At 31.2% G+C, this 22,117-nt stretch carries 19 protein-coding genes and 1 riboswitch; of the genes, 16 read left to right on the top strand and 3 right to left on the bottom strand.

Going from position 1 to position 22,117, the window contains the following annotated elements:
* Positions 1–145 precede the first annotated feature (145 nt).
* The 7 genes from topA to BTO06_RS13385 all read left to right on the top strand — a co-directional run bounded on the left by topA (position 146) and on the right by BTO06_RS13385 (position 9,565).
* Positions 146–2,629 carry a type I DNA topoisomerase gene (gene topA, locus BTO06_RS13415; protein ID WP_100925797.1) on the top strand — a complete coding sequence of 828 codons (2,484 nt, stop codon included), beginning with the start codon at positions 146–148 and terminating at the stop codon, positions 2,627–2,629.
* Between the two features lie 38 nt (positions 2,630–2,667).
* Positions 2,668–3,828, top strand: coding sequence for a formimidoylglutamase (locus BTO06_RS13410; RefSeq protein WP_100925796.1), 1,161 nt, complete (start codon positions 2,668–2,670; stop codon positions 3,826–3,828).
* A gap of 92 nt (positions 3,829–3,920) precedes the next feature.
* Positions 3,921–5,291, top strand: coding sequence for a type IX secretion system lipoprotein PorK/GldK (gene gldK / locus BTO06_RS13405; RefSeq protein ID WP_100925795.1), 1,371 nt, complete (start codon positions 3,921–3,923; stop codon positions 5,289–5,291).
* A 37-nt stretch (positions 5,292–5,328) separates the two neighbouring features.
* Positions 5,329–5,982, top strand: a complete 654-nt coding sequence (gene gldL, locus BTO06_RS13400; RefSeq protein ID WP_100925794.1) for a type IX secretion system motor protein PorL/GldL — start codon at positions 5,329–5,331, stop codon at positions 5,980–5,982.
* A gap of 33 nt (positions 5,983–6,015) precedes the next feature.
* The gene (gldM, locus tag BTO06_RS13395) at positions 6,016–7,548 is read left to right on the top strand and encodes a type IX secretion system motor protein PorM/GldM (protein ID WP_100925793.1); all 1,533 of its coding nucleotides are present in this window, start codon (positions 6,016–6,018) and stop codon (positions 7,546–7,548) included.
* Between the two features lie 26 nt (positions 7,549–7,574).
* A complete protein-coding gene (gene gldN, locus BTO06_RS13390) occupies positions 7,575–8,450 on the top strand; it encodes a type IX secretion system ring protein PorN/GldN (RefSeq protein ID WP_100925792.1) in 876 nt (291 codons plus the stop codon).
* A gap of 71 nt (positions 8,451–8,521) precedes the next feature.
* On the top strand, positions 8,522–9,565 hold the full coding sequence (locus tag BTO06_RS13385) for an NAD(P)/FAD-dependent oxidoreductase (RefSeq protein ID WP_100925791.1): 1,044 nt from the start codon (positions 8,522–8,524) through the stop codon (positions 9,563–9,565).
* On the opposite strand, the gene BTO06_RS19015 is transcribed toward BTO06_RS13385, so the two are convergent.
* A complete protein-coding gene (locus BTO06_RS19015; protein WP_232731463.1) occupies positions 9,562–9,816 on the bottom strand; it encodes a hypothetical protein in 255 nt (84 codons plus the stop codon). The genes BTO06_RS13385 and BTO06_RS19015 overlap by 4 nt on opposite strands.
* A gap of 281 nt (positions 9,817–10,097) precedes the next feature.
* On the opposite strand from BTO06_RS19015, the gene BTO06_RS13375 reads away from it, so the two are divergent.
* On the top strand, positions 10,098–12,014 hold the full coding sequence (locus BTO06_RS13375) for an ABC-F family ATP-binding cassette domain-containing protein (protein WP_100925789.1): 1,917 nt from the start codon (positions 10,098–10,100) through the stop codon (positions 12,012–12,014).
* A 48-nt stretch (positions 12,015–12,062) separates the two neighbouring features.
* On the opposite strand, the gene BTO06_RS13370 is transcribed toward BTO06_RS13375, so the two are convergent.
* Positions 12,063–12,593: a hypothetical protein gene (locus tag BTO06_RS13370; protein WP_100925788.1), complete on the bottom strand. Its 531-nt coding sequence runs from the start codon at positions 12,591–12,593 to the stop codon at positions 12,063–12,065.
* A gap of 130 nt (positions 12,594–12,723) precedes the next feature.
* Between BTO06_RS13370 and BTO06_RS13365 the strand changes: the two genes are divergently transcribed.
* The 7 genes from BTO06_RS13365 (at position 12,724) to BTO06_RS13335 (ending at position 19,863) form a co-directional block, all read left to right on the top strand.
* A complete protein-coding gene (locus tag BTO06_RS13365; protein WP_100925787.1) occupies positions 12,724–13,563 on the top strand; it encodes a winged helix-turn-helix domain-containing protein in 840 nt (279 codons plus the stop codon).
* A gap of 17 nt (positions 13,564–13,580) precedes the next feature.
* Entirely contained in the window at positions 13,581–14,519 is a 939-nt protein-coding gene (locus BTO06_RS13360; protein WP_443081493.1) for a 1-aminocyclopropane-1-carboxylate deaminase/D-cysteine desulfhydrase, read from the top strand.
* Entirely contained in the window at positions 14,520–15,350 is an 831-nt protein-coding gene (locus BTO06_RS13355) for a glucosaminidase domain-containing protein (protein WP_100925786.1), read from the top strand. It begins immediately after the preceding gene.
* A 389-nt stretch (positions 15,351–15,739) separates the two neighbouring features.
* Positions 15,740–17,878, top strand: coding sequence for a tetratricopeptide repeat-containing sensor histidine kinase (locus tag BTO06_RS13350; RefSeq protein ID WP_157811864.1), 2,139 nt, complete (start codon positions 15,740–15,742; stop codon positions 17,876–17,878).
* A gap of 3 nt (positions 17,879–17,881) precedes the next feature.
* Positions 17,882–18,613: a LytR/AlgR family response regulator transcription factor gene (locus tag BTO06_RS13345; RefSeq protein ID WP_100925784.1), complete on the top strand. Its 732-nt coding sequence runs from the start codon at positions 17,882–17,884 to the stop codon at positions 18,611–18,613.
* 6 nt (positions 18,614–18,619) lie between these two features.
* Positions 18,620–19,132: a gamma carbonic anhydrase family protein gene (locus tag BTO06_RS13340; RefSeq protein ID WP_100925783.1), complete on the top strand. Its 513-nt coding sequence runs from the start codon at positions 18,620–18,622 to the stop codon at positions 19,130–19,132.
* A gap of 164 nt (positions 19,133–19,296) precedes the next feature.
* Entirely contained in the window at positions 19,297–19,863 is a 567-nt protein-coding gene (locus tag BTO06_RS13335; protein WP_100925782.1) for a hypothetical protein, read from the top strand.
* Positions 19,864–20,335: 472 nt separating this feature from the next.
* On the opposite strand, the gene BTO06_RS13330 is transcribed toward BTO06_RS13335, so the two are convergent.
* The gene (locus BTO06_RS13330) at positions 20,336–20,788 is read right to left on the bottom strand and encodes a hypothetical protein (RefSeq protein ID WP_100925781.1); all 453 of its coding nucleotides are present in this window, start codon (positions 20,786–20,788) and stop codon (positions 20,336–20,338) included.
* Between the two features lie 124 nt (positions 20,789–20,912).
* On the opposite strand from BTO06_RS13330, the gene BTO06_RS13325 reads away from it, so the two are divergent.
* Positions 20,913–21,893, top strand: a complete 981-nt coding sequence (locus tag BTO06_RS13325; RefSeq protein ID WP_100925780.1) for an endonuclease/exonuclease/phosphatase family protein — start codon at positions 20,913–20,915, stop codon at positions 21,891–21,893.
* Between the two features lie 90 nt (positions 21,894–21,983).
* Positions 21,984–22,111, top strand: a riboswitch (SAM riboswitch).
* The last annotated feature ends 6 nt before the right edge of the window (positions 22,112–22,117 follow it).

The following is a 22,117-nucleotide window of genomic DNA, read 5'->3' as shown; positions in this document are numbered from 1 at the left end:
ATGTGACAAATTGTCATTAAATAATTGTTTGTTGTCAATTAAAATTAGGGTTAATTCTGCTAAAAGAATTTTTAATAAGAAAAATCTATATATTTTTGCAGTTTTAAAGACATTGTATAATGGTGTAAAAACCTAATAAAAAAATATGGCAAAAAATTTAGTAATTGTCGAGTCGCCTGCTAAGGCTAAAACAATTGAAAAGTTTTTAGGAAAAGATTTTCAAGTTGAATCAAGTTTTGGACATATAGCAGATTTACCATCTAAAGAGTTAGGAGTGGATGTTGAAGGAGATTTTAAGCCAAAATATATTGTTTCCTCTGATAAGAAGTCGGTAGTTAAGAAATTAAAGGATTTGGCTAAGAAGGCAGAAATGGTTTGGTTAGCTTCCGATGAAGATCGTGAGGGAGAAGCAATTGCATGGCATTTAGCTGAGCAACTCAAACTAACAAAAGAAAACACGAAACGTATTGTATTTAATTCAATTACAAAAAATGCCATTTTAAGAGCAATTGAAAACCCTAGAACAATTAATTATAATTTAGTTGATGCTCAACAGGCTAGAAGGGTTTTAGATAGAATAGTAGGATACGAACTTTCTCCAGTATTATGGAGAAAAGTAAAAGCAGGATTATCTGCAGGTAGAGTGCAGTCAGTGGCAGTTAGGTTAATTGTGGAGCGTGAAAGAGAAATAGAAAAATTTAAACCTGAAGCTTCCTATAGGGTTGATGCAGAGTTTGTAAATTTAGAAGGAAAGAAGTTTAAGGCCAAAATACCTAAAAACTTCGGAACTAAAGAAGAAGCAAAAGAATTTTTAGATTCTTGTTTAAATGCTGAGTTTTCTGTTTCGGATTTGCAAAAGAAACCAGCTAAAAAATCACCTGCTGCACCTTTTACAACTTCTACATTACAGCAAGAAGCGTCGAGAAAACTTGGTTTCCCTGTAGCAAAAACAATGTTGATGGCTCAGCGTTTATATGAAGCTGGACTTATAACATATATGAGAACTGATAGTGTGAACTTATCTTCTGAAGCAATAAATGCTGCTGCTGCAGAAATAGAAAGTTCGTACGGTAAAGAATATAGTAATCCGAGGAATTTTTCAACTAAAGCAAAAGGAGCTCAAGAAGCGCACGAGGCAATTCGTCCTACAAATATGGCTCAACATACGGTTTCAGTCGATTATGATCAAGATAGATTGTATAGCCTTATTTGGAAAAGAACTTTAGCTTCTCAAATGAGTGATGCTCAGTTAGAAAGAACAAATGTTAAAATTTCTAATGATAAAAACGATAAAGTATTCTCTGCAAATGGAGAGGTAATTACTTTTGAAGGGTTTTTAAAGGTTTACCTTGAAGGAACAGATAATGAAGAGGAAGAGCAAGCAGGAATGTTGCCTAAAATGAAAGTAGGTGAGTCTTTAGAAAATGAATACATAACATCAACTCAAAGATACACACGTCCACCAGCAAGATATTCAGAAGCTGCTTTGGTTAAGCATCTTGAAGAATTAGGAATTGGTAGGCCATCTACTTACGCACCGACAATTTCAACTGTTCAAAGAAGAGGTTATGTAGAGAAAGGAACAGCGGAAGGAGTTGAAAGAAATTATATTCAACTGCAATTGAAAAGTGGAGAGATTTCTGAAAATATTCTAACGGAAAAAGTCGGATCAGATAAAGGGAAAATGATGCCTACTGATATCGGTAACATTGTAAATGACTTTTTGGTGGAGAATTTTGATTCGATTTTAGATTACGGATTTACGGCTAAGGTTGAATCTGACTTTGATGATATTGCGGAAGGTAAAGAAGATTGGACTGCAGTCATTAAAGATTTTTATAAAGACTTTCATCATACGGTAAAAGATGTAGCTGAAAATGCAGAAAGAGCAAGTGGTCAGCGTTTGTTAGGAGTGGATCCGGATTCTGGAAAAAATGTTTATGTACGTCTTGGTAGATTTGGAGCAATGATTCAAATTGGTGAGGCTACAGATGAAGAAAAGCCAAAGTTTGCTAGTTTACAAGGAGATCAAACCATGAGTTCGATTACCTATGAAGAGGCAATGGACTTATTCAAATTACCTAAAACTTTAGGTGATTATGAAGAGAAAGAAGTTGTGGTAGCTAATGGTAGATTTGGTCCATATATTAAATTTGATGGAAAGTATGTTTCCTTAGATAAGAATGAAAATCCAATGTCTGTTGATATGGATAGAGCAATTGAACTTATTGAGGCAAAAAGAAAAGCTGATGCTCCAATTGGTGAGTACGAAGGATTTCCTATTCAAAAAGGTGTTGGTAGATTTGGTCCTTTTATTAAATGGAATTCTATTTTTATCAATGTAAACAAGAAATACGATTTCGATAATTTATCACAGTCAGATTTAGAGGAACTAATTGAAGATAAGAAGAAGAAAGAGCGTGAAAAACTAATTTACAATTGGGAAGATATTGGAGTTAGAGTTGAAAAAGCGCGTTGGGGTAGGTTTAATGTGATTAAAGGAAAGTCGAAAGTAGAATTGCCAAAAACAACCGAGATTGATAAGTTTACTAAGGAAGAAGCAGTTAAGTTGTTTGATGCGAAAAAAACAACTAAAAAGGCTACTAAAAGAACCACAAAAAAGAAATAAATTTATATCTTGCTCTGGTTCAATAATCCCCTAAGTGAATGAATAGTGATTTTTTATCACCCATAGATGAAAAGGTGTTTGCACATACAATTTTGCAGTCTCCAAATTCTATTGGAAGAAATATAGAGATTCATACAGTTCTAAACGGTTTTCCTGATTTGGAGGATGTTTCGGTAGCTATTATTGGTGTAAAGGAAGGTAGGAAATCAATAAATAATAATGGTTGTGGTGAAGACCTTTCAGAAATTCGTAAAAGTTTGTATGAGCTCTTTCCTGGAAATTGGACGCTAAAAATTGCTGACTTAGGTAATATTGAAGAAGGTAATAGAGTGGGAGACACCTATTTTGCTGTATCCCATGTAGTTTCTTCGTTAGTTAAAAAAAATATAACAATAGTTTTAATAGGAGGCAGTCAAGATATTACATATGCAAATTATAGAGCTTATGATGGCTTGGAGCAAACAATTAATCTCTCTGTAATAGATAGTCGTTTTGATTTAGGTACAATTGAAGAAGATTTGAATTCAAAATCATATTTGAGTAAAATCATTATGGAAGAACCAAACAATCTTTTCAACTATAGTAATATAGGATATCAAACATACTTTAATGATCAAGAAGAAATAAATTTACTTCAAAGCCTCTATTTTGATGCCTTTAGATTGGGAGCTGTGCGACCAATTGAACTTATTGAGCCAATTTTAAGAGATTCAGATATTGTAAGTGTTGATATTGGCGCTGTTCGTTCAAGTGATGCTCCTGCAAACAAAAATGCTATTCCAAACGGATTTTATGGTGAAGAGCTTTGTGCAATAGCCAGATATGCGGGTATAAGTGATAAAGTTACCTCATTCGGTATTTATGAGTTTAACGGAAGATATGATAATAATAACCAAACATCTTGTCTAATCGCCCAAACAGTTTGGTATTTCATCGAAGGAGTAAATTTTAGAGCCAAGGATTATCCGTATTCTTGCAAGGAAAGTTATCAAAAGTTCAGTGTTATCCTAGAAGATGATGATCCTATTAACTTTTATAAAAGCGATAAAAGTGGTAGATGGTGGATGGAGATTAATATAATATCAGATAATAAATACAAAAGACATGCGTTAATACCATGTGCATATCAAGATTATGTCCAGGCATTAGAGCAAAAAATTCCTGAAAGATGGTTCAAGGCACAGCAAAAACTAACATAAAAAAAGTTATATTTGCATCCCTTGATAGTAAATGTTGATAAAATAATAATTCATTAATAATAAAGTTACGAACTCTTTAATAAGTTTAAAGCATGAAGAAAGTAGCACTATTTGCCCTAACACTAATTTTTTTCTATAGTTGTGGATCGAGTAATGATAGAGGAGAATTAGTTGGAGTTAAGTCTAAAAGAAAATGGTTCGCCGAAAAGCCTTTCGGTATGGTATATATAAAGGGAGGTTCGTTTACTATGGGTAAACAAGACGAAGATCCTTTAGGGGCAATGAATGCTCCAACAAGAACGGTTACTGTTCAGCCATTTTATATGGATGAAACCGAAATTACAAATAGTGAATACAAGCAATTTGTATTTTGGGTGAGAGATTCTATCGTAAGAACTAAATTAGCTTATCAAGCAGAGTTTGCTTCAGGTGATGAAACAGCTGATGGTGCAAAACCTACTGGAATTCAATTATACGCTTTCGCTTCGAAAGATACTGTTGGTGAATCTCCATATGATAAATATATGAGAGAAAATTATTACGAAATAGGTGAAGGATTAGATTCTATTAAGCCATTAAACTGGGAAGAGGAAATAATTTGGAATAAAGAAGATTTTCCTGATGTCGACTATGTCGAGGTTATGGATTCATTGTTTTTGAATAAAGATGAAGCGTTAAATGGAATTCCAACGTTCAATACTAAATTATTAGAGTACAGGTATTATTGGTTTGATAATGAGGAAGCCGCTAGAACTGGTGGTAATAGAAAGGCTTTCTTAAAAGATAAAGTTTTAAACGTTTATCCTGATACAACTGTTTGGATTAAAGATTTTAATTATTCTTATAATGATCCTATGCACCAAGAATATTTTGCGCACAAGGCATTTGAAGATTATCCAGTAGTGGGTGTTGATTGGTTGCAAGCCAGAGCATTTTGTCACTGGAGAACAAAAACAAAAAATGCTTATCAAAGATCAAAAAAGAATTTAGGATTAGTTCCTTCATTCAGGTTACCAACTGAGGCTGAATGGGAATATGCAGCACGTGGAGGTTTAGATTATGCTAAGTATCCATGGGGAGGTCCAAGTACAACAAGTGATAGAGGTTGTTTCTTAGCAAACTTTAAACCAGTACGTGGAGATTACGCAGCCGATGGAGCCTTATATACGGTAGAAGCGTTATCATACAATCCAAATGGTTTTGGATTGTATAATATGGCAGGTAATGTTGCTGAGTGGACACATACAGCTTATAACCAAATGTCATATTACATGGGATCAACTATGAACCCAAATGTTGAGAATATTAAAAATAGACGTAAAATTGTACGTGGAGGTTCTTGGAAAGATGTAGCTTATTTTTTAGAAGTGGGTTCTCGTGATTGGGAATATGCCGATACTTCAAGAAGTTATATCGGATTCAGAACTGTGCAAGATTACCTTGGAACAAGAAAGAACAATTAACAAGTAATAAATATCCCTAATTAAAAAAACAATTATTATGGCACAATCAAAATCAACTAAGAGATTATTTAACATGGCTTATGGTTTAGGAGCAGCAGTTGTAATCCTAGGTGCATTATTTAAAATCATGCACTTTAAGATTGGACCTTTAACAGGAGGTGTAATGTTAACTATAGGTATGGCAGTGGAGGCTATCGTATTCGCTTTATCTGCATTTGAACCAGTAGAAGATGAGTTAGATTGGACGAAAGTTTATCCAGAATTAGCAGATGGAACATCATCTGGAAGAGGCGGAAAGAAAGAAGCTACTCCAGAAGAAGCCCAATCACTTTTATCTCAAAAGTTAGATAATATTTTAAAAGAGGCAAAATTAGATGCTCAATTAGTATCGAGATTAGGTACTAGTATTAAGGATTTCCAGGGAGCTGTGGAGCCATTAGCTTCTGCATCTGAATCTATTTCTGCAACTAATACTTATAATGAACAGATGTCTAAAGCGGCAGCACAAATGGCTTCTCTAAACACACTATATCAAACTCAAGTAGAGAATGCTTCTAAGCAAGCAGACTTAAATACAGCTATGGTTGAAAATTCTCAACGTTTACAAGAGCAAATGCAATCATTAGCGACTAATTTATCTTCGTTGAACGGAGTATATGGTGGAATGTTATCTGCAATGAGCAGCAAGTAATTTATTATTAACAAAACAAACTAATTGTAAATTATGGCAGGCGGAAAACAATCTCCTAGGCAAAAGATGATTAACCTGATGTATCTTATCTTCATTGCGATGTTAGCAATGAACATGAGTAAGGAGGTATTATCAGCTTTTGGTTTGATGAATGAAAAGTTATCAGTTGCAAATGAAAAAGCAACAGAACAAAATGATAAAGCATATGAAAGTTTAGCAAAAAAGGCTGTTGAACAAGCTAAACAATACGGAGAGGCGAAAGAAAAAACAGATGCTTTAAAAGCTGAGGCAGATGAATTTTACGGATATCTTGAAGATTTGAAGGGAAAGATGACTTCGGATGTAAAAGATAAGAAGGATTATGAAACAATGGATAAGTCCAAGTTTTTGGATGAATATTTCTTTGTAAATGGAACGATTACTCCAAAAGGAAAAGAGTTTGTTTCTAAGATGGATGAATTTAGAAAAACGGCAATAGAAGTTTTAGGAGAAACTGATCTTGCAGGTACTGTTAATGAGCGTTTTAATACAAATCCGGTTACAAACAAAGATAAAATTAAAATTAGCTGGTTAAACTATCACTACGAAGGGTTTCCTTTAATTGCTTCCTTAACAAAATTAACTCAAATTCAGGCGGATGTAAAAGCTACAGAATCTGACGCTTTGTCAACTTTATTAAAAGGAGAATTAGAAAGTGCAGTTTCTATGACTAACTATGATGCAATGGTGGTTTTTGATAAAAATGCCTATTATCCTGGTGAAAAATTATCTGGTAAAATTGTTTTAGGTAAAAATGATCCAAATTTAACAGCAGAAAAAGTAATCATTAACGGTAAAGATTGGCCAGAAGATAAAATTAAAGCTGGACAGGTTATTTTAGATGGTCCTGCTGGATCTGTAGGAGACAGAGATATAAAAGGATCTTTCTTTTTTAAGGAAAACGATTCATTAATTGAAATTCCAATTACAGGAGGTTATTCTGTCATTCCAAGACCTAATGAAGCGGTTATCTCTGCGGATAAAATGAATGCTGTATATCGTGGCTTAGCGAACCCGATGACAATCTCTATGCCAGGCGTTCCTTCAAATAAGGTAAGTGCTTCTGCAACTGGATTAAGAAAAATTAAAGGAGACAGTTATATTATGACTCCTGGAAAAGGAAATGAAGTTACTATTCGTGTAACTGGTAAATTGCCTAGTGGTAAGCCGGTAACATCGAATAAGAAATTTAGAATTAAGGATATCCCACCAGCAGTAGGTGCAGTAAGAGGCCAATACGGAACCGTTTCTATGCCAAAAGGAAGCGTAGGTAATGTTTCGGTTGGAGCTTTATTACCTGATTTTTTATTCGACTTAAAATTAAAAGTATCTAGTTTTAAAATTAAAGTTCCTGGGCAACCTGCGGTTCCAGTAACAGGAACAAGAATGTCTTCTAGAGCTAAAGCAGCTATTGCTAAGGCAAGAAGAGGAGATGTTATTAATATTTTTGATATCAAAGCTACAGTAGTAGGGTCAGGTGCTCCTGTGAAAAGAGTAGTTGGTGTTGGTATCAAAATTACTAACTAAAAAAGTAAATTTAAAAACAATATAGTATGAATTGGAAGCGTTTTTATACGATTATCATGGTTTTGGCCGCGTCTTATGTAGGTACGGCTCAGGCCAATCTATTAAATGCTGGTAAAGTAGAGGAGATCGGTGTTAAAAATCAGAATGAAATTGATGCTGATGATGACAAGCCATTACCTTACGGGTACATTAGTGACAGAGATGTTCTTTGGTCAAAGGTTGTTTGGGAGTTTGTTGATTTAAATCAAAAGATCAACTTACCTTATTATTACCCAATTGATACAACAAATACTTCTAATACAAGACGTTCTTTGTTTGATACTTTAATGAAAGGAATCAAAACGGGTAAAATTACCGAGGTTTATGATGATTCATATTTCACTACAAAAATCGGAATGAAGGAAATTAAGGAGAAAACCTTCAACTTAAGAGAAGTAGATGGAGGTGAAGCTAACGGTGGTTACTCAGATCCTTATTATGTACAATCTCAAGATATCAAGGGATACTTAATAAAAGGTATTTGGTATTTTGACAAGCGCCAAGGAGAATTAAAATACAGAATGTTAGCAATCGCTCCAATGGGGCCTGATGTTCAAGTAATGGGAGTTGAAGAAATTGAGGATAATGACATTTATGAGTTGTTTTGGGTTTTTTTCCCGGATGCAAGAGAGGTTTTACATGCTTCAAAAGTATTCAATCCAAAGAATTCTGCCCTACCAATTTCTTATGATAACTTGTTAAATGCACGTCGTTTTAATGCAACAGTAGTCAAGGAAGAGAACTTGTATGGAGATAGAAAGATTGCTGATTATATTAGAGGTAATTCGTTATTCCAATTATTAGAAGCAGATAGAATTAAAGAAGGTATACGTAACCGTGAAATGGATATGTGGAATTATTAATTCTTCTAGAAATAATTTAAAAGCGCTCTTTTTTGAGCGCTTTTTTTATGCATTATAATTATTTTTGAAGTATGAAAGTTGATTATATAGTAGTAGGTTTAGGATTAGCTGGATTGGCCTTTATTGAGCAATTAGCAAAGAATAACAAATCCTATGTTGTATTTGAGGATAATTCTCAAAACTCTTCAAGTGTGGCAGCAGGAACTTATAATCCAGTTATCTTAAAAAGATTTACGCCAGTTTGGAATGGGCATGAGCAATTAGAATTTGCTATGCCGTTTTACGATCAAATTTCGTGTAAACTTAAGTATGAGTTTGACACTAAATTCAGTACCAAGAAAGTTTTTAATTCAATCGGAGATGAAAATAATTGGTTTGCTGCATTAGATAAACCTATGCTTTCCATATATATGAGTCCTTATATTTCAAAGGAAAGAATTCCTGGAGTAATTGGTAACTTTGGTTTTGGTGAACTTAAAGGAACGGGAAGAATAGATACTAAAGAGTTAATAGAATCCTATAGATCACATCTAAAAACAAAAGGCTTATTAATTGAAAGAAAATTCATATATGAAAATCTTGATCTTTTTGAGGACAGACTTATTTATGATAATTTAGAATCGAAGAGAATAGTTTTTTCTGAAGGTTTCGGATTAAAATTAAATCCATTTTTCAATTATTTACCTTTAAATGGAACAAAAGGTGAAATTATTACTATTCATGCACCTGAGTTGAAAATTGACTTCTTATTAAAATCATCAGTTTTTGTGCTTCCACTTGGAAATGATTTATATAAAGTTGGTGCTACCTTCAATTGGAAAGATAAAACACTTGTTCCAACCGAACAAGGTAGAGAAGAGTTAGTAGAGAAATTAAAAAAGACTATTTCAGTACCGTTTGAAATCGTTCATCAAACTGCGGGTATTCGACCCACAGTTAAAGATAGAAGACCTCTAGTTGGTAAACATCCAAAATATCCATTATTAAGCGTTTTAAATGGATTAGGCACACGTGGAGTTATGATTGCTCCAACCATCGCTCGAAACCTTTTTAATCATTTAGAAAAAGGAGAAGATTTAGATAGAGATATCGACATTAAAAGATTTGAATCTTAACTTTTAATAGAGGAATCTTTCTTTTTTTCGATTTCTTTTCTATAGCTCACAAATATATTTATCCAAATGCTTCTGGATAAACGTAATGTTAAAGGGGTCAATAGAAAAGAGACAACGACAACAGCAATAAAACTTGTTAAAATAGCTTGTCCTAATAAAACTTTAGAAATGATAAAAACAATAACGAAAAGAGCTACTGCTAAAGCATAATTCACATACATGGCTCCAAAGAAGAAAGATGGTTCCATCATATATTTTAACTTACAATGTGGACAATTTTCGTGTAACTCAGTTATTTTATTAAAATTAAACGAGGTTTTATATTTGAAAAATTCTCCTTCGTGACAACGAGGACATTTGTTAAATAGAATGCTGTACAATTTATTTCCTTTACTCAACATATATTCTTTTGTTTTTTATCGTTGAAGATGTTCAGTTTTGTAAGTTTGTACAAATTTCCGAAAAATTAAAAGGATTCGATAGGCAATTGGATAAAATGTGGCTATTAAACAATCGTATTTAACAATTAATTATGCTAAACGTACATAACCTTACGGTGTCTTTTATGGGGACGGATTTGTTCTCAGGTATAACTTTTAAATTAATAAAAGGTGATCGAGTTGGATTGATAGGTAAAAATGGAGCAGGTAAATCTACTTTATTGAAGGTGTTATCTAAAGATATTGAAAGTAGCGGAGGAACTTTAGCATTTGATAAGGATATTAAAATTGGTTTCTTGCGTCAGGATATTGATTTTGTTCAAGGAAGAACAATTTTAGAAGAAGCTTATCAGGCTTTCGAAGAAATTATAGAGATTGAAGGAAAGTTAGAAGTAATCAATCAACATCTGGCGGAAAGAACAGATTATGAAAGCGAAAGTTATAATCAATTAATAATTGATTTGAATGAACATACAGAAAGATATGAGTTATTAGGAGGTTATAACTATCAAGGAGATACAGAGAAAATTCTCCAAGGTTTAGGTTTTCAACGGGAAGATTTTGATAAGCTGACAGATACTTTTTCTGGAGGATGGAGAATGCGTATTGAGTTAGCGAAATTGTTACTTCAAAATAACGATATTCTTTTACTCGATGAGCCTACTAACCACTTGGATATTGAATCGATTATTTGGTTAGAAAATTTCTTGAAGAACTATACAGGAGCTATTGTTTTAGTATCTCACGATAAAATGTTTCTGGATAATGTAACGAATAGAACCATTGAAATTTCTTTAGGTCAGATTTATGATTATAAAAAGCCATACTCTAAATACTTAGAACAACGAGCAGATATAAAGGAAAAGCAACTACAAGCTCAAAAGAATCAGGAGAAGGAGATTAAAAGAACTGAACAACTAATTGAGAAATTTAGAGCAAAGGCAAGTAAAGCTTCGATGGCACAATCCCTAATCAAGAAATTAGATAAAGTTGAAAGAATTGAAGTTGATCAGGATGAAAACGCAGTAATGAACGTTCGATTTGAAATCTCAAAAGAACCAGGAAAAATTATTGCAGAGGCTGAAAAGGTGTCAAAAAGTTATGGAACGAAAGAGGTTTTAAGAGATGTTAATTTAATAATTGAACGAAATGCAAAGGTCGCTTTTGTTGGTCAAAACGGACAAGGTAAATCTACTTTAGCAAAAATGATGGTTGGTGAAATTCCTTTTGAAGGAAATTTAAAGTTAGGTCATAATGTTGAAGTGGGTTATTTCGCGCAAAATCAATCAGAATATTTGCCTCAAGAGAAAACAGTATTAGAAATCGTTGAAGAAGCAGCGAATGATTCGAATAGAGTGCGAGCGAGAGATATGCTAGGAGCATTTTTATTCAGTGGAGATGCTGTTGAAAAGAAGGCGAAAGTACTATCAGGTGGAGAAAGAAATCGATTAGCACTTTGTAAGCTATTAATGACGCCATTTAACGTTTTAATAATGGACGAGCCTACCAATCATTTGGATATCGTATCTAAAAATGTTTTGAAAAAAGCGTTACAAAACTTCAACGGAACATTAATTCTAGTATCTCACGATCGTGAGTTTTTACAAGGATTAGCGAATAAAGTATATGGATTTAAGGATAAAATTATCAAAGAATATTTAGGGGATATCGATTATTTCTTAGAACAACATCAAATTGATAATTTAAGAGAAGCTGAAAAGCGAACTGTTTTAAAAGCGGAAAAAGATACAAGTAAAAAAGAGGCATATAAACTTTCGAAAGAACAGGAAAAAGAGCTTAAAAAATTAAGAAACAGGTCTTCAAAAATTGAAAACTTAATTGCTAATCTTGAGCAGGAAATTGAAAATATAGATTTAGAACTAGCTCAAAATTATGATGAAGTTTCTTCTCAACCTAATTTCTTTGAGGAATATAAAGCCAAGAAAGCGAAGCTAGATGATTTAATGTTTGAATGGGAAGAAGTTGAAGAAAAAATATCAGGTTTTTAAAAAAATAAGATAAACTTACTAGTAATTTACCTAGTAAGTTTTCTATTTTCAACACCCAGTCCCAAAAACTTGGATGTTTCCATAATGTCGTGCAATGGTAAATGGTACCTTTTCCGTGTTAGAATTGGAACCGATTTCAAAGCTAACTTCTCCAGATAATTCAAAATCCTTTTTATTATTGATTATAATTTGTTGTTCATACATAGTTTTTACTTTCATAGTATTTAAAAAGCTTGTTGTATAAGTTTTATGTTCTCTGAAAATTTCCTTGTTTTGATTTGTTGATATAAATGTATTTATAGGAAAAGATATGTTAAAGTTTCTAGTATAATCTTCATGAGTATCTAGCGGTATAAAATCTTCTGTATTGTTCGATTCTATAAAGGTTTTAAGACGATACCTATTATTTTCAACTTGTTGCAGTTCAAACCAAATGGAATATGGTTTTGTTATCATTTCTGATTGATTCATACTTTCATATTTATCAACTGTAGTAATTTTTGCAATCTTTTCTTTCTCCTTTCTTTGACTACATGAGAAAATAAGAAATAACGAAAAGTAGATTAGTAACTTATTCATATTATATTGTTTATGATTCTTTTTTGTTTTGTAAAATTAAGTTCAGGGCTTTTAAAAAGTGTCAAAAAAGTGTAAAACAAGTGTCAATTACTGTAAAATTTATAGAAAAAGTAGGTTATTTGTAATACATATGAATAAATTAGTTGTTAAAGTACTTCTTGGTACGTTGTTTCTTTTTTCTTGTAACTCAAGAGAGTCTGATATTTCAAATAAGGTTAAAGTGTCACTTAGAAATGTTGGACATCAATTATTACTTACTCAGAATGATTCTACTTCGTTAGTTTTACCTGTAAAACAAATTCAGGAACACAAGTATGAACTTTCTTTTGAAAATGGATTACAAATAGAACCAGATAAACTTGCAAGTTTAATAAATCAAAATTTCAAAAAATCTGAACTTCCTTCTAGTTATTTGGTAGAAGTAGAAAACTGTGTAAATAATGAAATTGCTTATAGTTTTGAAATGATATTAAACGAGGAAAATTCCATTATTCCATGTTCAGGACGAAACTTGCCAAATGGTTGCTATATTATTTCGGTTAGTTTTTTGCAAGATCAAAATGAAAGTAGGAGCTTGTTATATTTACTTATTTCATTGCTATTTTCAGTAACTGTTTTTTTCATTGTATTCTACAAAGGAAAATTGAATTCAAAAGTTCTTGAAGAACCCAATGATACTCAAAAGCTAGGAAGTTTTATTTTTTATCCAGAGCAAAATAAATTGGTAAAACAGGCTGTGGAAATTCCATTATCCAAAAAGGAATGTGAATTAGTAGCAATATTTATTGAAAAACCAAATCAGATAATAAAAAGAGAAGAATTAACAAAGAAAGTTTGGGAAGATAATGGTGTTTTCGTTGGAAGAAGCTTGGACACCTATATTTCTAAAATCAGAAAAAAAATAAAAGAAGATACTTCCATTCGATTGGTAAATATTCATGGAGTGGGGTATAAATTAGAAGTTGATTAATAAGGAGAATTGTGAGTATTTCAAATGAGTTCAATTTAAATATTGAAAATCAACAAATCCATTTAACTGAATTACATCAATATGGTGTAGAATTATGGATAAAAAGGGAAGATAAAATTCATCTTCAAATTTCAGGTAATAAGTTTCGTAAATTAAAGTACAATGTAATTGAAGCTCAACATCAAGAGAAAAATACGTTACTAACTTTTGGTGGTGCTTATTCTAACCATATTTTGGCGGTCGCGGCAGCAGGGAGACTAAATACCCTAAGAACAATAGGTGTTATTCGAGGTGATGAGTTAGCTTTTAATTTAGACAAAGTTTTAAAGGAAAATCAAACATTAGCAAAAGCTAAAGAGTTTGGAATGGAGTTTGAATTTGTTGCAAGAGAAACTTATAAAAATAAAACATCTGATAAATTTGTCCGCGAATTAGAAAATAAATATGGAGATTTCTATTTAATTCCAGAAGGAGGAACTAATCAATTGGCTATTAAAGGTTGTGAGGAGATATTAACAGAAGAAGATGAAAAATTCGATTATATTTGCTTGGCTCTTGGAACAGGGGGAACAATTTCAGGGATAATTAATTCAACAAAAGATTATCAGAAAGTATTAGGATTTCCTGCTTTAAAAGGTGATTTTCTGCAAAAGGAAGTAGAGAATTTTACAAATGCAAAGCAAAACTGGAAATTGTATAATGATTATCATTTTGGAGGATATGGAAAGGTTAAGTCTGAATTAATTTGTTTTATTAATGATTTTAAACGAGAAACGAATGTCTTATTAGACCCTATTTATACAGGGAAAATGATGTTTGGTGTAATTGATTTAATCAAGAAGAATAAATTTCCAAAAGGAGCTAAAATTTTAACAATTCATACGGGAGGAATTCAAGGGATTTCGGGAGTCAATAAAAAATTAAGAAGTAAAAACTTAGAGGAAATACAGTTATAAATGAAGTTGAGAATAATAATTTTTAGTGTTTTAGTAGCTTTTTTGTCAAGCTGTGGTTCTAAAAAGCAAGTAGTAACACAACCAAAATCCAAAACGATTGTTGTTACAGCTCCTAAAAAAGAAAAGAAAGTTGTTATTCCGGAAGTAAAACCGAAAGTAACAAAGAACAAGAGAGATAATAGTATTACCAAAACTACGGAAGATTATATTACAAAATTTGCTCCAATTGCCGTGAGAGAAATGCATCGATATAAAATCCCAGCGAGTATTACCTTGGCTCAAGGTATTTTGGAGTCTGGAAGTGGTAGAAGTCCTTTAGCGCTTAGGTCGAATAATCATTTTGGAATTAAATGTCACAAAGGTTGGGACGGTAAAAGTGTAACTCATGATGATGATGAAATTGGAGAGTGTTTTAGAAAGTATGAACATCCGGAAACTTCATATGAAGATCACTCACAATTTTTAACATCAAGAAAAAGATATGCGGGTTTATTCCGACTAAAACTAACAGATTATAAAGGTTGGGCTTATGGATTAAAAAGAGCAGGGTATGCAACGGATAAAAAGTATCCAGTGAAATTGATAGGTTTGATTAAAAAATATAATCTAAATAAATATGATAGAGCAGCTAAATCAAAAGTTGTAAATAAATCAAAGGGTTACAACGAGTCTAACAACAATACAAAAACAAATTTTTATTATAAGGTTGTAAAAGGAGATACTTTATATTCTATTTCCAGAAAGTTTAATACTTCAGTTTCACAACTTAAGAAGTTAAATAAGCTTAGCAATAATCATATAAGTATTGGTCAAGAATTAATATTAAAATAAAAAAAAGAGTAGTTTTCCACTCTTTTTTTAAATTAACTTTCCTTCTTCAATTTTGATTTCTAATTTAACATAGCTAAGAAATCCTTATAATATTGAACTATTCTTCTTTCTTTATACTCAAATCTACTTTGAACTTTTTTAGTAAAAAAACAGGTATGAGTTACTGCTTCTGTCTAGTTAGTAAAATGTGATTTTTAATGAGTAAAGTGGTCTTTATCGTCTTTTTTTTAAGCTGAATTGATAAATCACTATTTTTTTTATTGATTTTTTGGTGATAATTTTACTCTATATTATAATGATTTAGAAAGTTGCAGTACAAGAAATACATATACATTATCTTTTTGTTATCATGCTTAGTTTTTGAAGCACAAACTGAACCCGATTGGTCAATGAATAAACCCTTCGAGTTGGAAGTTAAAGTTTTCGATGAAAATAACAGAAGATATATTGAAGATGCGCAAATAAGTGTAAATTCATTTATAACTTACAAGTCGGATAGTCGCGGAATTTATACCGTTAAAGCAAGATTGCATGATGAATTAGTTGTTAGACATCCAGATTTTAAAACAGTATATCATATAATTAATTCACAACAGTCAATTCAAGTAAGAATAAAAAAAATAGATAAAAAGAAAGAAAGCTTTTTCAAAAATTCTAGTAAAAAAGAAGCTAATTATCTTCAATTTATTGATTCCGCCAAGTTTTATTCAGAGAAGAATATAGATAAAAGTCTTAGTTTTATTGAAGAACTATTGAAGTCCGAGCAATCTAAAAGCAGACATGCTAATACGTATAAAGTTTTAGCGGATATATATGTACACTGGAAACAGTATGATATTGCAATTACTAATTTTAAAACATCACTAAGGATTTATGAAAAGGTAGAAACTAGGTTGCAATTAGCTAAAGCTCAATATTTAGCTAAAGCATATGATGATAGTGAGCAAACCTATATAGAGTTAAAAACAAATGAATTAAGTAATTATGAAAGAGTTCAAGTTTTCCATGGTTTAGCAGATGTATATTATGCTAAAAATGAATTTGATAAAGCCAAAAGTAATTATGAAAAAGGTTTGGAAATTGCAGAGAAACACGGTATTCGAGAAGAAATCCCCGATTTAAATACAGAAATTGCAAATATTTATGCCAGAGAAGGGAATCTTAGCATGGCGAACTCTAGAATAAGTAAAACTTTAGAACAGGTTTCTGAATTAGATGCAGAACCGTCTCTTAAAATACAACAAGAAGTGGCGGATTTCTATAATAAAACAGAGCAGTATGATAATGAAATTCAATTAAGAAAAGAGATTCTTGAAAATGTAGATAAAAGTTCTAGAAATAATTCGAAAAGGAAGAAGCAATACATTAGTACAGATGAAGATAAAATAGATGAATCAAAGGATTCATTAACATCTCAAAAGTTGAATTATAAAATTGGTAATGCATACGTTTTAAAAGAGAATTATGATGAAGCAATTAATTATCTTAAAAAAAGTATAATAGAAGCTAATAGAAAAGAAGATTTTGAGGTAAAGAAACATGCAACTAGAAAGTTGTCAGAGGTCTATGATGCTGTTGGGTCTAAAATGAAGGCGTTAAAAACTTATAAAGACTTTGTGGAAGTAGTAGATGCTTTGTATATAAAGAAAGAGCAAGAGATTTATCAAAGTCAGAGATTAAGTAAAAAAATAGCGGAAAACCAAAGCAGAATTGCTATTTTAATTAAAGAAAAAGAATTAACTGAAAGTAGGTTAAGCTTGGCTTACAAAGAAAATGAATTATCAAATGAAAAAGATATACTGCAACAGGTAATTATTTATTCACTTTTATTGGGCTTGGTTTTGATGAGTTTATTGAGTTATTATTCTTACAGAGCCAATCAAAAGCAAAAGTTAGCTAATAATTTATTAGCATTAAAATCAATGAGATCCCAAATGAATCCACATTTCATTTTTAATGCTCTAAATTCTGTAAATAGTTTTATTGCAGTAAATGATGAAAGAAATGCGAATAGATATTTGTCAGAGTTTTCTGTTTTAATGAGATCTGTTTTAGAAAATTCTGATGAAGATTTTATACCATTTACAAAAGAAATTGAATTGCTTGAGCTTTATGTAAAATTAGAACATAATCGTTTTCAAGATAAATTTGATTATACAATTGATGTAGATTCATCGATTAATTTGGAAGAGTATAAAATTCCGCCAATGCTATTGCAGCCATATATTGAAAATGCTATTTGGCATGGGTTACGGTATAAAAAAGATAAAGGAGTTTTAAAAATCGCTGTTAAACAAGAGGAAAATGATGCTATAAATATAACCATCGAAGATAATGGGATAGGAAGAAAGAAATCGATGGAAATGAAAACGAAAAATCAATTGAAACAAAAGTCGAAAGGTATGAGTACAATTAAAAATAGGATTGCCATTTTAAATGATATGTATCAAGATAAAGTAGCAGTTTTAATTTCTGATTGTTTACCTGACGGTTCGGGAACGAAAGTTGAACTAACACTTAAAAAATAACTTATGAAATTGAAAACAATTATTGTAGAGGACGAGCAAATTAGTAGAGATATATTAAGGAATTATATTGGTAAGTATTGTCCGGATCTTGAATTGGTAGGAGAAGCAAGTAATATCCAGGAAGCCTATGAACTAATTCAACAACATGAACTTGATTTGGTATTTTTAGATGTAGAAATGCCTTTTGGTAACGGTTTTGACTTGTTAGAAAAGGTTGATAATAGAACTTTTGAAACAATATTCGTGACAGCATACGACCATTATGCAATTGAAGCTTTAAACAATCAAGCTACATATTATCTATTAAAACCTATTTCTATTGATGAATTGATTAAATCTGTTGGTCTAGTAAAGGAAATTAAAGACAAGGAAAATCAACTTCAGAATTCAATTCTTCAGCCTAAAACCCCAACAATTACAGGTAAAATAACCATTCCATTACAAGATGGTTTTGAAGTTGTTAATGTTGAAGAGATCGTTTATTGTAAAGCTGATGACAACTATACCGAAATTCACTTAACAAACTCAAAGAAAGTCGTAAGTAAAACACTGAAACATTTTGAGGAAGTTTTAAAGGAATATCCATTTGCAAGGATTCACAAATCTTTCTTAGTGAATATTAATGAAATTACTAAATACAAGAAAGGAAAAGGAGGAAGTGTAGAGTTGACTAGCGGAAAAGAAATATTAGTATCAGCATCAAAAAAAGGAAATTTATTAGCTTTTTTTAAATAAAAATTTATGCCAATCATTAAATCAGTTCGAGGAAAATCACCTCAAATATCAGCAGATTGCTTTATTGCCGAAAACGCAACAATTATAGGAGAAGTAACAATAGGAAAAGAATGTAGTGTTTGGTTTAATGCTGTTATACGAGGTGATGTGCATTTTATTAAAATGGGAGATAAGGTGAATGTACAAGATGGAGCTGTAATACACGCAACCTTCGAGAAATCACCAACTACTATTGGTAATAATGTATCTATTGGACATAATGCGATAGTTCATGGTTGCACAATTCACGATAATGTTTTGGTTGGAATGGGAAGTATCATAATGGATGATTGTATCGTTGAAAGCAACACAATTATAGCAGCTGGAGCTGTGGTTACTAAAAATACTCGAATCGAAAGTGGTAGTATTTATGCAGGAGTTCCTGCTAAAAAAGTTAAAGATATTTCACCAGAGTTGACTTCAGGCGAAGTTAATAGAATAGCAGACAATTATGTAAAATATGCTAGTTGGTTTAAATAGATTATATTTTATCTGATTTAGAGGATGAGATTAATAAAATTGAATTAAAAAATGCAGAACCAGAATGGAAAGGTAACCATATGTTTTTTTAGGGAGTGAGTCCGTACTATCAAAGAGAAAGCTTTCAACGTTTTCAATATGATCCTCTTAAAACGTTTTCAAAAATGTTTGCCAAAGAAAGAGGAAACCTTTTCGGAATTACATTGTCATTAAATTATAGTTATGAAAAAGGGGAAGGCTCTTCCAATAAATTAGCTGCTGAACGTTTTTTTGCAAGAATATCAACAAAATTAAGTAGAGCTTCTACTATTTATAATTTTAGAAGCAGTGTACTTGACGCTACAGGATTTTTAGGGAATGATGTTAATGGTAATCCTATTGAATTTTCACAATCAAATAATGCATTTATTGGAGATTCTTTATACGAATATGGTTTCGGTAGTTCGTTCAACTTCGAAATGTATTATTATCCGTTTAAAATACCACTAGGGTTTTTCGGAAGTTTCACCTACCACCACATAAAGTTCAGCAAAGTTGGTTTACTAGAAAATTTAGAGAGGTTACCGATGAGATTGGGGATGTTATTTAATTTGAAAGGGAAAAAAGATTCAAAACCAATAGTAACAATTCAAGCGTTTGTAGACAGAACAGATCTTAATTTAGAACCAAACGGAGATGATAAAGACTTAAGGTTCGGATTAGGGTTTGGATTACCTATAAATATTAGATAAAGTTTGTTCATGTTTTTCGTTTCAACTATAATGTAAACAAAAAAAATCACTCATTTTTTTCTATTCGAAGGATAAAGCTTTCTAACTTATACTAAGTATCAAAATCTAGTTCTTTTTATGAATTAGATTTGGTGAAAGAGAACAGCAATTTATTAATATATTTCGCTTAAAGTATTAGGATTTAGATAGTTTTTTCGACTAGATAAAATAGCGTAAATATGCTTAATTTGGGTCTTGACTTTTCTATTAATATTATTAGTTGATCTTATAAATTATGCCGCAAAATGTAAATAAGATAAGCTTATATTAAGTGCTATTTGAAGAAAGAAATGATTATAAAATTTGTTTTAAAAGCGACTATTTGGCAATAGAGTTTTAGGTTAATGATAATAGAGAGCTTGTGTAGAAGAGTAAAACCCGATTCAATAAAGAACCGGGTTTATTTCTAGAAACCAATTAAATTACGCAGCAATTATCCTCTGTCATCATCCATTTCTCTTCTGTCGTGTTTCATTTTTCTATGTTTTCCTCTTCTCTTCATTTTATGCTTTTTGCGAGCAGCTACTTTTTCAAAACGTTCATATTGTTTATCATTTAAAATATCTTTCATGTTTGCTTTAAAAGCAATCATTTTATCTAAACGAGCCATTTCTCTCTTATATCGTTCATCAGAACTTAATTTTTTATGTTCTCCTTTTTTTGCCTCTCTATTTTTTCTATGGGAATCTCTATGATTAATTTTCTCTGCTAATAAAGGCCTTATTTTATTTACTTGACGATTAGAAAGATCATAGTTTAAGGTCATTTTTTTTAAGACTAACTCAGTTTCTTGTTCAACTGTAAAATCTTTGTTTTTTTTTCTTTTTTGTGCTGAAACTGTTAATGATAATGTCAGCGCCATTAATGCTAATGCTATTTTTTTCATGTTATATTGTTTAAATATATAGTACAACTTTAAGACAATCGAATTGAGAAAAGGTTTAATCTCTTACAAAAAACTTTTTGAATCTGTATTTTAGCGGTTCAATCAACTATTGAAACTTAATAAGATGATTAAAAGAATTGTATCGTATTTTTTGAAACTTGTTTTAATATTAGCTGCTATTGTTGTTCTGTTCTATTTCTGGGGTTCTAGTGCAACTATGGAAAAAAGTGAATACAAGAAGGTTATTGTTAATAATTATGAAGTTGAAAAGATGAGTGATTCTATTTTTTCAATTGTTACTTATAATATCGGTTATTTAAGTGGAATGACTAACAATACTGCTCAGGATAGACCAAAAGAGTTAGTTGATAGCAATTTAGTTCATGTAAAAAAACTTTTCAAAAAGTTGAATGTCGATTTTATTGCTTTTCAAGAAATTGATTATAATTCGAAGCGTTCTTTTCAAGTAAATCAAGAAGATGAAATATCAAAACTTGGATATAATCATGTGGCTAGAACTGTAAATTGGGATAAAAAATATGTCCCTTTTCCATATTTCCCACCATCTGCACATTTTGGACAAGTAGTGTCGGGACAGTCAATTTTAAGTAAATATGAGATAATTAAGCATGATAGAATTGTTTTAGATAGAGTTGAGAATACTCCCTTTTTCAAAAATGCTTTTTATTTAGATAGATTATTACAGATCACAAAAATTAATGTGAACGGGAAAGAATTAATTTTGATGAATGTTCATTTAGAAGCTTTTGATAAAGAAACTAGAGTGAAACAATTAAAAAATGTGGTGGAAATATTTAAACAATATTCACAATCGAAACCAACTATTTTATTGGGAGATTTTAATAGTGATCCAAACTTTGAAGATCCTGCGATTGCTCAAGTTCTAAACCTTGACAACATTGGAAATGCTGCATTTTTAAAAGATAATTTTGCAAATACTTTTGATGCCGAAAATCCTTATAAAAGACTAGATTATATCTTCTATTCAGAGCAATTTATAGAGTATGTAAATGGAGATGTTCTTGAAGAGTTTGGTCAGGCTTCAGATCATTTGCCAGTACTGATGAAATTCAAGTTCAAATAACTTTTTTTCAAAAAAAAAGGTTAAAAATTTGGATTTTAAATTTTTATAAACAAATATTTGCACTGTAAAGTTCAAACACTTATCGATTTAATGTTATCAAGAAAGGTGGAGGGAATAGACCCTTTGAAACCTTAGCAACCCTTGGTTAAACTGAATTCTTTTCAGTATTTCAAAGAAGGTGCTAAATTCTACCCTAAAAGTTTTGGGATAGATAACAAAGAAGT

The organism is Tenacibaculum sp. SZ-18 (genome assembly GCF_002813915.1).
Taxonomy (GTDB): Bacteria; Bacteroidota; Bacteroidia; order Flavobacteriales; family Flavobacteriaceae; genus Polaribacter.
Note: the sequence above shows the minus strand (reverse complement) of the source record. Positions and strands in the feature narration are given on the sequence as shown.

Excerpts from the sequence above, each read along its gene's own strand:
- BTO06_RS13370 (WP_100925788.1), bottom strand. The coding sequence starts at position 12,593 with ATGAATAAGTTACTAATCTACTTTTCGTTATTTCTTATTTTCTCATGT.
- BTO06_RS13365 (WP_100925787.1), top strand. The coding sequence starts at position 12,724 with ATGAATAAATTAGTTGTTAAAGTACTTCTTGGTACGTTGTTTCTTTTT.
- BTO06_RS13340 (WP_100925783.1), top strand. The coding sequence starts at position 18,620 with ATGCCAATCATTAAATCAGTTCGAGGAAAATCACCTCAAATATCAGCA.
- BTO06_RS13410 (WP_100925796.1), top strand. The coding sequence starts at position 2,668 with ATGAATAGTGATTTTTTATCACCCATAGATGAAAAGGTGTTTGCACAT.
- BTO06_RS13345 (WP_100925784.1), top strand. The coding sequence starts at position 17,882 with ATGAAATTGAAAACAATTATTGTAGAGGACGAGCAAATTAGTAGAGAT.
- topA (WP_100925797.1), top strand. The coding sequence starts at position 146 with ATGGCAAAAAATTTAGTAATTGTCGAGTCGCCTGCTAAGGCTAAAACA.
- BTO06_RS13355 (WP_100925786.1), top strand. The coding sequence starts at position 14,520 with ATGAAGTTGAGAATAATAATTTTTAGTGTTTTAGTAGCTTTTTTGTCA.
- gldL (WP_100925794.1), top strand. The coding sequence starts at position 5,329 with ATGGCACAATCAAAATCAACTAAGAGATTATTTAACATGGCTTATGGT.
- BTO06_RS13385 (WP_100925791.1), top strand. The coding sequence starts at position 8,522 with ATGAAAGTTGATTATATAGTAGTAGGTTTAGGATTAGCTGGATTGGCC.
- BTO06_RS13335 (WP_100925782.1), top strand. The coding sequence starts at position 19,297 with ATGTTTGCCAAAGAAAGAGGAAACCTTTTCGGAATTACATTGTCATTA.
- BTO06_RS13375 (WP_100925789.1), top strand. The coding sequence starts at position 10,098 with ATGCTAAACGTACATAACCTTACGGTGTCTTTTATGGGGACGGATTTG.
- gldM (WP_100925793.1), top strand. The coding sequence starts at position 6,016 with ATGGCAGGCGGAAAACAATCTCCTAGGCAAAAGATGATTAACCTGATG.
- BTO06_RS13325 (WP_100925780.1), top strand. The coding sequence starts at position 20,913 with ATGATTAAAAGAATTGTATCGTATTTTTTGAAACTTGTTTTAATATTA.
- gldK (WP_100925795.1), top strand. The coding sequence starts at position 3,921 with ATGAAGAAAGTAGCACTATTTGCCCTAACACTAATTTTTTTCTATAGT.
- BTO06_RS13330 (WP_100925781.1), bottom strand. The coding sequence starts at position 20,788 with ATGAAAAAAATAGCATTAGCATTAATGGCGCTGACATTATCATTAACA.
- BTO06_RS19015 (WP_232731463.1), bottom strand. The coding sequence starts at position 9,816 with ATGATGGAACCATCTTTCTTCTTTGGAGCCATGTATGTGAATTATGCT.
- BTO06_RS13350 (WP_157811864.1), top strand. The coding sequence starts at position 15,740 with ATGAATAAACCCTTCGAGTTGGAAGTTAAAGTTTTCGATGAAAATAAC.
- gldN (WP_100925792.1), top strand. The coding sequence starts at position 7,575 with ATGAATTGGAAGCGTTTTTATACGATTATCATGGTTTTGGCCGCGTCT.